This is a genomic window from Crocosphaera sp. Alani8 (assembly GCF_038442745.1).
In the GTDB taxonomy this organism is placed as follows: Bacteria; Cyanobacteriota; Cyanobacteriia; order Cyanobacteriales; family Microcystaceae; genus Crocosphaera.
In genome coordinates this window covers 12,366-24,420 of sequence record NZ_JARVCN010000055.1, presented here as the reverse complement: position 1 = coordinate 24,420, position 12,055 = coordinate 12,366, and the positions used below count along the sequence as shown (strand labels likewise).

The window sequence follows — 12,055 nt, the reverse complement described above, 5'->3', positions numbered from 1 at the left end:
TCTCCGTTGCTCTAACTCGTACCCCCACTGCTGTAACTGAGAAAACAGACAAAGCGGTTTCAGAGGAAAAACCTAACTTTATCAATAATAATTAGTCATGAATCAGACCCAAAACCAGGATGAAGGCAACTGATTACTGAATTTTCTCAGTATAGTATAAATAGTCTAGGCAAAGACTTGCGATTCTACCGTTGTCTAGTTTGATAAGACTTGATGGACTCATAATCAACAGTTTCCCAACATCTCTCTAACCAAGTAATTAACTCTTGGCGTGGGGCGATCGCATTATAGACAACACTACGTAATAATATCGCGTGGAGTCCATTTTCTATTCCTACCCAGAGATAGCCATCTTCAGGACACCAACAGGGAATAGTTAATTCTTGAAGGCGTTGATAAACAGTCCAGCGATCGCAACGAGAAACTTTCTCAACTCGACTGATTAGAGCATTAGAATTGTAAGGTTGCATTATGATTCTACAGTAAAGGTCAAGATAGTTTTTGTATCTTTTGTTCCAATTTTTCAATTCGGTCTAATAACATCCGAATCGTTTTCCCTTCAACATCTGGTAATTTACCGTGTTCTAGGGGGCAAAACGGACCACTACGGGAGATGATACGGCCAGGAACGCCTACTACAGTACAATCATGAGGAACATCGCCTAAAACGATAGATCCTGCTCCAATACGCACATGGCTACCAATGCAAATATTGCCTAAAACCTTTGCGCCGGCTCCCACAATCACCGAATGGCCAAGAGTAGGATGACGTTTACCGCTTTCTTTACCTGTCCCTCCAAGGGTGACATTTTGGTAAATAAGGCAATGATCACCAATAATGGCTGTTTCTCCAATGACTACACCCATACCGTGATCGATAAATACCCCGCGACCAATAGTAGCTCCCGGATGAATTTCGATGCCGGTGAGGAAACGGGCAATATGGGACAGTAAACGGGGCAAAAAAGGCACATAACCCCGCCATAAATAGTGAGACAGCCGATGAATCGCTAAAGCGTGTAAACCTGGATAGCAAAACACCACTTCTAACCAATTACGGGCGGCGGGATCTCTTTTAAAAACAATTTGAAAATCTTGCCACAAAAAGCTCCATAGGTTAGGCTTGGGGCTACGCACTTCAGAAATAGAGCTTTCCGAGGGATTTCCACGCTCCTCTCTGACTGGGAGTGATCCAAACATTAAATTCCGCGCTTACGCATAGACTTAGTTGTTATGCTTATACCAAGCCCTATATTTTTCCCCTCTGCAAAGATAGTGAGTCAAATTAGTTGAGTTTATTAATAGATTGGTTGCTGTGATAGGATCAAGATATAATGAGACTTTCAGGGCTTGAAAAAGTTTTTTTAGGGTCAGGGGACAGGTATTTTTGTAGAGGGGATAAAGTATTTTTTGGGTGGGGGTTCTGTATTTGTGTACTCAGTTACAATTGGCTTCTAGCAAGACTTTTGAACCCTTTTTAGGATAATAATAGCCCAAATTAGTAACCACTCAAAATTAAGAAACTATAAAATAGCTAAAAGCCTGATTAAATCTATTTTTGAACCGTGTTATTTTCCAAAAACTCGAAAACTAGCAGTCGATAGCAAATCTCTCAGCCAGAAAATGTTACATTGGATACAGAATTGAATTCCGTGACAGCACTGGGGAGGCTAGAGGAAGCTAACTCGGTGTTTCTTTTAACTGTGAGCAGTGACCTATTGAGAAACAACTCAATAAACTTAACTGATAACTGAGTGAAAAATGAGAGGAAAAAAAACAAGAGAATAATCTACTGCAAGCCTTACGCAGTAGGACTTAGTGCCTGAGTACAAAAAAGCTCGACTCCCCCCGTAAAAATACAGAAGCCTCCCCCCATAAATACCCGTACCCCGTACCCATAAAAAATTTTTATCCACCTCAAACCCTCGTAAAACAAGGATTTGAGGATATGAGTGCAGACTAAGTAATTCAATGAATCTCAACCACTCAAAAATCACCACCCCAGAAAAAAGGGGGTGTTATAAAGGACATAACCCGAAGACAAACAGTTTATTGTTTTACCCTTTTGCTCGTTCTAAAGCCTCTGAACCAATTCCTCTAAGCAAAGTTGCACACCAAAGCTAGGGCTTTTTCCTTTACCTTCGGTGTCGTGGCTTTAGTCAAGCTTTAATCCATCCTCTAACTCACGGAATTCAATGTTACAATCTACTGGTCTCATCAACGCTGACGCATCTAAGGCTAAAACAGCCACTCCTGCGGCAACGCCACTCATTCCAAAAGCTAAAGGCGGTTGCGCTTGTCCTTCCAGTGGGAATGGCACACAAACCATAGATGCAAAGATTCAAGAAAGAATAGCCAAACACCCTTGTTATAGCGAAGATGCTCATCATCACTATGCACGGATGCACGTCGCTGTTGCCCCCGCTTGTAACATTCAATGCAACTATTGTAATCGTAAATACGACTGCGCTAATGAAAGTCGACCAGGGGTAGTAAGTGAAGTCCTGACCCCAGAAGAAGCGGCCCACAAAGCTTTGGTTATTGGCGGAAAAATTCCCCAAATGACCGTATTAGGTATTGCCGGACCCGGTGATCCCTTAGCCAACCCTAAACAAACCTTTCGCACCTTTGAACTAGTAGCAGAACAAGCTCCCGATATTAAACTCTGCTTATCTAGTAACGGGTTGATGTTACCAGAACATATCGATCGCATCAAAGAACTGAACATCGACCACGTTACACTAACCATTAATATGATCGACCCAGAAATAGGGGAAAAAATCTATCCTTGGGTTCGGTATAATCGGAAACGTTATAAGGGAATAGAAGGGGTTAAGATACTTCATGAGAAACAAATGGAGTCCCTAGATGCCCTCAAAGAAGCAGACGTTCTTTGCAAAGTCAATTCCGTAATGATCCCCGGCATCAACGACGAACACTTAGCAGAAGTTAACCAAGTGATTCGTTCTAAGGGTGCATTCTTGCACAATATTATGCCCCTAATTTCTGCTCCCGAGCACGGTACTCACTTCGGTTTAACCGGACAAAGAGGACCCACACCTAAAGAGCTAAAAGCTTTACAGGATAAGTGTTCTGGTAACATGAAAATGATGCGTCACTGCCGTCAATGTCGTGCCGATGCTGTGGGTTTATTAGGAGAAGATCGTTCTCAAGAGTTCACCAAAGAGAAATTCTTAGAGATGACTCCCGAATACGATGTAGCAAAACGTCAGGAAGTTCACGACAATATCGAGAAATTCAACGCCGAAATCAAAGCTGCCAAAGCTCAACAAAAAGCCGCCAAACAAAGCAATGCACCGAAGATATTGGTAGCAGTTGCCACAAAAGGTAACCGCCTAGTCAACCAGCATTTTGGTCACGCCAAAGAATTCCAAATCTTTGAAGTAGATGGAACCGATGTTAAATTTGTTGCCCACCGCAAAGTAGACCACTACTGTCAAAGCGGTTACGGGGAAGAAGCCACTTTAAGCAACATTATTAAATCCATTTCCGATTGTAAAGGGGTTCTGGCCTCCAAGATTGGTCAATGTCCCCAAGACGAACTACGGAAAGCAGGCTTAGAGCCTTACGAAGCCTACGACATAATCGATAACGTTGCCATAAACTTCTACAAAGATTATATGCAGAAACAAGCATTAGGAGTCTAATGTATGCTTGAAACTCTTATCTATCGTCCTCAAAGTTCCCCAGTGTCCTCACAAGGAAGTTCTCAAACCCCCGTTCTCAACCCTCCGAGTTCAACCCCAGGGGAAACGGACAATAACTGTAATACCTGTGTTGATGACTACTCTATTCCTCCCTGTACAGGTTTTTCCAAAGATTACAGTTGTTTATCCGAGCCTCAATAACTAGCTTGGTTGGCAACAGCAAAACAGCTTGAAACCTCTGGTAACGGGCTTAATAAAATCCATTAAGCCCCCACTAACTCCTAAACCCTGACTTCTGGTAAAAACTGATGACAGACTGTATCTACCTAGATAACAACGCAACCACCCAAATAGACGAAGAAGTAATCGGCGCAATGATGCCCTATCTCACCCTCTATTATGGCAACCCCTCCAGTATGCACAGCTTTGGGAGACAAGTGGCAAAAGCCGTTAAAACCGCCAGGGAACAAGTAGCAGACTTACTTGGCGCCCAGTCCTCAGAAATCATTTTTACCAGTTGTGGGACAGAAGGAGATAACGCAGCTATTTGTGCGGCACTCACTGCTCAACCGGATAAACATCACATTGTTACCACAGAAGTTGAACACGCAGCCGTTTTAAACTTTTGCAAACATTTAGAAAAACAAGGTTATAGCGTTACCTATTTAGGAGTAGATAATCAGGGAAGATTGGATCTCGATGAAGTGCAAGCATCCCTAACTGGGAACACGGCTTTGGTGACCATGATGTACGCCAATAACGAAACAGGGGTTATTTTTCCTGTTGAACAGGTGGGACAACTGGCCAAAGAATACGGAGCCTTATTCCATGTGGACGCGGTGCAAGCAGTGGGGAAAGTACCGATGGACATGAGTAATAGTACCATCGATATGTTAACCCTCTCCGGCCATAAAATTCATGCCCCCAAAGGGATAGGTGCGTTGTATGTACGCCAAGGAATCCAATTTCCTGCTTTTATGATTGGGGGACACCAAGAAAGAGGCCGTCGAGGAGGAACCGAGAATGTTCCTGGTATTATCGCCCTGGGAAAAGCTTGCGAATTAGCCAAAGATCACCTAGCAAATCTCTCTCACGAAAGACAATTAAGAGATTATTTAGAAACCAGTCTTTTGACCCTGATTGCCGATACAGTGGTAAACGGAACCACAGAAGAAAGATTACCCAATACCACGAATATTGGTTTTAAGAATGCAGAAGGCGAAGGTATTTTATTAACCCTTAATCAATACGGGATTTGTGCCTCTGCTGGTTCTGCCTGTACCTCTGGTTCCATGGAACCCTCCCATGTTCTTAAAGCTATGGGACTACCAGCAAGTGTGCTACAAGGTTCTATTCGCTTTAGTTTATCTCGTTATACCACTCAAAAAGAGATCAACCGAGTTATCGAGATTTTGCCCGATATTATCACCCATTTGCGATCGCTTACTCCTGTAATTCGCAATGAAGCAGAATCACTGAAACAAAAAGAAGCAGAAAAAGCAACTTTAATTCAACAAATTTTAGACGAAGAAGTAAAACCCTTCCTGGCACAAGACGGAGGAGATATAGACCTCTACGGTATCGAGGGGGACCTAGTGAAAGTAGTTCTCAAAGGAGCTTGTGACGCTTGTCCCAGTAGTACCGCCACCTTAAAAATGGCCATCGAAGCCAGATTAAAGGATCGAGTTGACCCAGAATTAACCGTTATTGCAGTGTAGCTAAAAACTCATAAAGAGGAGAACACTATGTTAGACAACCAAAAAGGTAGAGAGCGATCGCCTCCATGAGCATCGCTTCTCAACCCGACGTTATTACAGCAATGGAAGCAGATTTTGAAATATTTGCTCGTTGTCAAACTTAGATAAACAGCTAGTTTAACTTCTGACTTCCACTAACGTCACCTCTTGACCCAAAGAGTAAAGTTTCACAGCCTTTACTCAAACTCGGAAGATATCTACTGACGTAAAGAACGAGAGTTCTTATGGGATGAAAATCCCCATATTTCCTAACCAAATAACGAATCGTCTCTACGTCAACCTTAGATTAACCTTCCTACTGTACACAATCACTCTCTAATTTAGCGAGAATCAACTATGCGTCAAATTGCATTTTACGGAAAAGGCGGTATCGGTAAGTCCACCACTTCTCAAAACACCTTAGCCGGGATGGCTCAATCTGGCAATCGCATCATGATTGTTGGTTGTGACCCCAAAGCTGACTCTACCCGTTTAATCCTCAACTGTAAAGCTCAGGTAACAGTTCTTCACTTAGCTGCAGAACAGGGTTCCGTTGAAGACTTAGAACTCGAAGATGTATTGCTCGAAGGATTTGAAAACATCAAGTGTGTGGAATCAGGTGGTCCTGAGCCTGGAGTTGGTTGTGCTGGTCGTGGTATTATTACCTCCATCAACTTCCTAGAAGAAGAAGGAGCTTACGAAGACTTAGACTTCGTATCCTATGACGTATTAGGGGACGTTGTATGTGGTGGTTTCGCTATGCCTATCCGTGAAGGAAAAGCACAAGAAATCTATATCGTTACCTCTGGTGAAATGATGGCGATGTACGCTGCTAACAACATCGCTCGTGGTATCTTAAAATACGCTCACACCGGTGGAGTACGTTTAGGTGGTTTAATTTGTAACAGCCGTAACGTTAACAAAGAGATCGAGTTAATCGAAGAATTAGCTGATCGCTTAAACACCCAGATGATCCACTTTGTACCTCGTTCTAAAATGGTACAAGAAGCTGAATTACGTCGTCAAACCGTTATTCAATATGCTCCTGAAGATTCCCAAGCTGAAGAATATCGTCAATTGGGTAACAAGATCGTTGACAACACCAAACTAACCATTCCCACTCCTATCGACAACGACGAACTAGAAGAACTGTTGATCAACTACGGTTTACTTGGTTCCGAAGAAGAATACAAGAAAGTTATGGAAGCGGATCGCATGGCTCAAGAACTCACCAGAAATTCCAAGTAATCCCTGGGTTTAATTCCATTAAACCTATTTCATTGGGAAATGGGGGAATTATAAAAGTCCATAGTGAATAGTTATCAACTATTAACTATCAACCCCCTAACCCCTTTCTATTCCTTCTATATTCACTTTGAGAGGAAGATCTATGGCAACCGTTGAAGAAAATAAGAAACTTATTGCCGACGTTCTCGCAACTTACCCCGAAAAAGCCGCCAAAAAGCGTGCTAAGCACCTGAACGTTTACGAAGAAGGTAAAAGCGATTGTGGTGTAAAATCCAACAAAGGATCTCTCCCTGGAGTCATGACTGCTCGTGGTTGTGCTTATGCAGGTTCAAAAGGGGTGGTTTGGGGTCCTATCAAAGATATGGTCCACATCTCTCACGGTCCCGTTGGTTGTGGTTACTATTCCTGGTCTGGTCGTCGTAACTACTACATTGGAACCACTGGGATCGATACCTTCGGTACCATCAACTTTACCTCCGATTTCCAAGAAAAGGATATTGTTTTTGGTGGAGATAAAAAACTCGCTAAAATCGTTGACGAAATCGAAGAATTATTCCCTCTCAATGGTGGTATTTCTGTCCAGTCAGAATGTCCCGTTGGTTTAATTGGCGATGACATCGAGGGTGTCGCTCGTAAGAAGTCCAAAGAAACCGGCAAAGGTATTATTCCTGTCCGTTGTGAAGGATTCCGTGGGGTTTCTCAGTCCTTAGGACACCACATCGCTAACGACATGATCCGTGACTGGGTATTCCCTGCTGCGGAGAAAGAAGGCCTCGAGTTTGAAGCAACTCCCTATGACGTAGCCATCATTGGTGACTACAACATCGGTGGAGACGCTTGGTCTAGCCGTATCTTACTCGAAGAAATCGGTCTTCGTGTAGTAGCACAATGGTCTGGTGATGGTACTTTCACAGAAATGAAAGTTACCCCCAACGTGAAGTTGAACCTGATCCACTGTTACCGTTCCATGAACTACATCAGTCGTCACATGGAAGAAAAATACGGTATTCCCTGGTTAGAATACAACTTCTTTGGACCTAGCAAAATTGCTGAATCTTTAAGAGCGATCGCTGCACGCTTTGACGAGACTATTCAAGCTAAAGCTGAAGAAGTCATCAAGAAATACCAACAACAGTGTGATGACATTCTGGCTAAATACCTTCCTCGTTTAGAAGGCAAAACCGTAATGATGATGGTGGGTGGTTTACGTCCCCGTCACGTGGTTCCTGCTTTCAAAGACTTAGGTATGGAAATCATCGGTACCGGATACGAATTCGCTCACGGTGATGACTACAAACGTACCACCCATTACGTTAACGATGCTACCCTCATCTACGATGACGTAACCGCTTACGAATTCGAGGAATTCGCTAAAGCTCTCAAACCCGACTTAGTGGCTGCTGGGGTTAAAGAGAAGTATGTCTTCCAAAAAATGGCTCTTCCCTTCCGTCAAATGCACTCTTGGGATTACTCAGGACCTTACCACGGTTATGATGGCTTCGCTATCTTCGCCCGTGACATGGACTTAGCCCTTAACAGTCCAACCTGGGGATTAGTTGGCACCCCTTGGAATAAATAGGAGAGTACATCATGGGGGATAGGTTCGATAAGACAAGGGAGACAGAGGAAACAAGGGAGACAAGGGAGATTATTTAAACTCCCCACCCTCCCCACCCTTCCGACCCTCCCCACCCTTCCCTCTCTCTCCTTTCCGAGTTTGTTTGTCTGAAGATATCCATCCTAAATACCGGAGTTAATACTAATGGCTCAAAACGTAAACAACATTAAGGACCACGTTGATCTGTTTCATCAGCCTGAGTACCAGGAACTGTTTGAAAACAAGAAACAGTTTGAAGGAATGCCTTCTGCTGAGAAAGTTCAAGAAGTAGCTGAATGGACAAAAACCTGGGAATATCGGGAAAAGAACTTTGCCCGTGAAGCCCTAACCATTAACCCTGCTAAAGCTTGTCAACCTTTGGGTTCTCTATTGGCTGCAGTTGGTTTTGAAGGAACATTACCCTTTGTTCATGGTTCTCAAGGTTGTGTGGCTTACTTCCGTACCCACTTAACTCGTCACTTCAAAGAGCCTGTAAGTGCTGTTTCTTCTTCCATGACAGAAAACGCTGCGGTTTTCGGTGGATTAAAGAACATGATCGATGGTTTGGCTAACTCTTACTCCCTCTACAAACCCAAAATGATCGCCATCTGTACTACTTGTATGGCTGAGGTTATTGGGGATGACTTGGGTGCATTCATCGGGAATGCTCGTCAAGAAGGGTCTATTCCAGATGATTTCCCTGTTCCTTTCGCTCATACTCCTAGTTTTGTGGGTTCCCACATCACTGGTTATGACAGCATGATGAAATCCATCTTGGATACCTTAACCGAAGGTAAGAAGGCTGAAACCACCAACGGTAAAATTAACTTCATTCCTGGGTTTGAAACCTATATCGGTAACTTACGGGAACTGAAAAAAATCATCTCTGCGTTTGATTTAGATGCCACCATCTTAGGTGACCACGAAATGTACTTAGATTCTCCCAACTTAGGGGAATTTGAAATGTACCAAGAAGGTACCTCTTTAGAAGATGCGGCTGATTCTATCAACGCTGAAGCTACTATTACTCTACAAAGCTACACCACTCCTAAAACTCGTAAAATGATCGAGAAGAAGTGGAAGCAAAAAACCTTCACCTATCGTCCTTGGGGTATTAAAGCAACTGATGAGTTCTTAATGGGCTTATCTGAGTTGACTGGTAAACCTATTCCTAAAGAGTTTGAACTTGCTCGTGGACGTGCCGTTGATGCTATGACCGATACTCAAGCTTGGGTACACGGTAAGAAAGCTGCGGTTTACGGTGATCCTGATCTAGTTATGGGCTTATTACAGTTCATGTTAGAAATGGGTATCGAACCAGTTCACGTCTTGGTTCACAACAGCACCAACGAGTTTATTGAAGAAGCCGAAGCACTCTTAGCTGCAAGTCCCTTTGGACAACAAGCAACCGTTTGGGGTGGTAAAGATTTATGGCATATGCGTTCTTTACTGTTCACCGAACCTGTGGACTTTATCGTTGGTAACTCCTACGCTAAGTATTTAGAGCGTGATACCAAGATTCCTTTAATCCGTATTGGCTATCCTATCTTCGATCGCCATCACCTACATCGCTACTCAACTATGGGTTACGAAGGGGCTATTAACCTCCTCAACTGGATCGCCAACGGACTTCTCGAGTCGTTGGATCGCAAGACAGATACCCCTGCTGTAACGGATATTTCTTTCGACTTAGTTCGTTAATTAGGAAATCTGAAACGAGGGAGATTAAGATGATTCAGGGAGTCTCTACTCCCCCCCTCTCCCCTTCTCTCCGAGAAAGCAAAAGACAAAGGTTTGAAGTTAAAGTTTTCTTTCTTTGTACCCTCTGCTTTCAAAAAATACTCTCTCTGCCAACTTATTATTAATTTAAGATGAGGAAATGGTTATGGCAAGTCCTACTCCTTATTCTACGGGCAAAAAAACAAGACTCGACCCCCTCTACCCCCTAAAACGCTGGCTCGATAATAGGGAGATCCAAGATCGCTCTGTTGCTCATTTTATTTGTCGAGTTATACCTTGTTCTTGTCCGTTTGAAAGGACCATAACGGTGTTTGGACACCAGTTATTCCACATTCCTCCTCTGTGTAAATTGAATCCTTTGTATCATCAATTTGTCTTACTACGGCTCAAAGCTTTAAGTTATTTAGCTGATGTTTGTGGTGAAAATGTTGATCATTATATTTGTTAATAGTCAATGGTGAATCGTTTTTATCTCAAGTGGTGGGTCGATAAGCAAGGAGTTCTAAACCTATATTTTTAGGTGTTAATTATTTGGGAATTCAGTCATGAAACTAACTAAGAGCAAAATCAACGACTTGTTGACACAGCCTGGGTGTGAACATAATCAAAATAAGGAAGGTAAGGGCAAAAATAAAGCCTGTACACAACAGGCAAACCCCGGTTCTGCTCAGGGGGGATGTGCCTTTGATGGGGCTTCTATTGCTCTAGTTCCTATCACCGATGCTGCTCATTTAGTTCATGGTCCTATTGGTTGTTCTGGTAATAGTTGGAATAGTCGAGGTAGTCTTTCTAGCGGTCCCATGACTTATAAGATGGGTTTTACCACGGATTTATCGGAAAATGATATTATTTTTGGCGGGGAAAAAAGGCTTTATAAAGCGATCGCTAAATTGGTAAAAAAGTACAATCCTGCTGCGGTTTTCGTCTATTCTACCTGTGTAACTGCTCTTATTGGTGATGATTTAGACGCGGTTTGTCGAGCGGCGACGGATAAATATGGAACCCCAATTATTCCTGTACATTCTCCTGGTTTTGTGGGTAGTAAAAATTTAGGCAACCGTCTCGGCGGTGAGGCTTTATTACAACACGTTGTTGGCACCAAAGAACCAGATTATACCACTGCTTATGATATTAATTTAATCGGTGAGTATAATGTTGCTGGTGAAATGTGGGGGGTTCTTCCTCTGTTTAAAAAAGCCGGTATCCGAGTTTTATCGAAGATTACAGGGGATGCTCGTTACGATGAGGTCTGTCATGCCCATCGAGCAAAACTAAATGTAATGATCTGCTCGAAAGCTTTAATTAATATGGCTACTGCCATGCAGGAACGCTACAACATTCCTTACATGGAAGAGTCTTTTTATGGCATTGCAGACATGAACCGTTGCTTACGGAATATTGCGCAATTTTTTGGTGATCAAGTATTAATAGAAAGAGTAGAAGAAATAATTGCAGAAGAAACCGCCAAGTTAGACGTTGCTTTAGCCCCTTACCGAGAACGTCTCAAGGGGAAACGCATGGTGTTGTACACCGGTGGGGTGAAAAGTTGGTCTATTGTTTCAGCAGCCCAAGATTTAGGGATGGAAGTGGTAGCCACTAGCACCAAGAAAAGCACCGAAGAAGATAAGGGACGCATCAAGAAACTTTTGGGCAAAGATGGCATTATGTTGGAAAAAGGTAGCCCAGAGGAGCTTTTACGGGTCATTGAGAAGACAAATGCTGACCTGTTGGTGGCTGGAGGAAGAAACCAATATACGGCACTCAAAGCGAAAATTCCTTTCTTGGATATTAACCAGGAACGTCACCATCCCTACGCAGGTTACATCGGTTTAGTAGAAATGGCCAGGGAGTTGAGTGAAGCGGTTTATAGTCCCATCTGGAAACAAGTGCGTAAACCTTCCCCTTGGGAACTTTGGCAACAGGAACACGAAAGTTTATTGAATTTAGAAGCAGAAGGGGAGTAGAAGGCAGGAGGCAGGAGGCAGAAGGCAGAAGTTAGAGATTAATATATCTTCCCACCCTTCCCACACTCCCCACACCTCCCACACCCCCCACACCCCAACACA

At 43.2% G+C, this 12,055-nt stretch carries 10 protein-coding genes; 8 read left to right on the top strand and 2 right to left on the bottom strand.

Going from position 1 to position 12,055, the window contains the following annotated elements:
- Positions 1–185: 185 nt before the first annotated feature.
- Both P9B04_RS04425 and cysE read right to left on the bottom strand, forming a co-directional pair.
- Entirely contained in the window at positions 186–470 is a 285-nt protein-coding gene (locus tag P9B04_RS04425; protein ID WP_342053788.1) for an Asr1405/Asl0597 family protein, read from the bottom strand.
- 19 nt (positions 471–489) lie between these two features.
- Positions 490–1,200 (bottom strand): serine O-acetyltransferase, encoded by a 711-nt coding sequence (gene cysE, locus P9B04_RS04420; protein WP_342053787.1) that lies wholly within the window; start codon positions 1,198–1,200, stop codon positions 490–492.
- A gap of 995 nt (positions 1,201–2,195) precedes the next feature.
- Here cysE and nifB point away from each other — a divergent pair.
- The 8 genes from nifB (at position 2,196) to nifE (ending at position 11,953) form a co-directional block, all read left to right on the top strand.
- On the top strand, positions 2,196–3,668 hold the full coding sequence (nifB, locus tag P9B04_RS04415) for a nitrogenase cofactor biosynthesis protein NifB (protein WP_342053786.1): 1,473 nt from the start codon (positions 2,196–2,198) through the stop codon (positions 3,666–3,668).
- A gap of 3 nt (positions 3,669–3,671) precedes the next feature.
- Complete coding sequence (locus tag P9B04_RS04410) at positions 3,672–3,869, top strand: hypothetical protein (protein WP_342053785.1); 198 nt, start codon at positions 3,672–3,674, stop codon at positions 3,867–3,869.
- 107 nt (positions 3,870–3,976) lie between these two features.
- Complete coding sequence (nifS, locus tag P9B04_RS04405) at positions 3,977–5,386, top strand: cysteine desulfurase NifS (RefSeq protein ID WP_342053784.1); 1,410 nt, start codon at positions 3,977–3,979, stop codon at positions 5,384–5,386.
- Between the two features lie 375 nt (positions 5,387–5,761).
- Positions 5,762–6,652, top strand: coding sequence for a nitrogenase iron protein (gene nifH / locus P9B04_RS04400; RefSeq protein WP_342053783.1), 891 nt, complete (start codon positions 5,762–5,764; stop codon positions 6,650–6,652).
- Positions 6,653–6,794: 142 nt separating this feature from the next.
- Positions 6,795–8,231, top strand: a complete 1,437-nt coding sequence (nifD, locus tag P9B04_RS04395) for a nitrogenase molybdenum-iron protein alpha chain (RefSeq protein WP_342053782.1) — start codon at positions 6,795–6,797, stop codon at positions 8,229–8,231.
- Positions 8,232–8,414: 183 nt separating this feature from the next.
- Positions 8,415–9,950, top strand: a complete 1,536-nt coding sequence (gene nifK / locus P9B04_RS04390) for a nitrogenase molybdenum-iron protein subunit beta (protein ID WP_342053781.1) — start codon at positions 8,415–8,417, stop codon at positions 9,948–9,950.
- A gap of 184 nt (positions 9,951–10,134) precedes the next feature.
- Positions 10,135–10,437, top strand: coding sequence for a Mo-dependent nitrogenase C-terminal domain-containing protein (locus P9B04_RS04385; protein ID WP_342053780.1), 303 nt, complete (start codon positions 10,135–10,137; stop codon positions 10,435–10,437).
- 97 nt (positions 10,438–10,534) lie between these two features.
- The gene (gene nifE, locus P9B04_RS04380) at positions 10,535–11,953 is read left to right on the top strand and encodes a nitrogenase iron-molybdenum cofactor biosynthesis protein NifE (RefSeq protein ID WP_342053779.1); all 1,419 of its coding nucleotides are present in this window, start codon (positions 10,535–10,537) and stop codon (positions 11,951–11,953) included.
- The last annotated feature ends 102 nt before the right edge of the window (positions 11,954–12,055 follow it).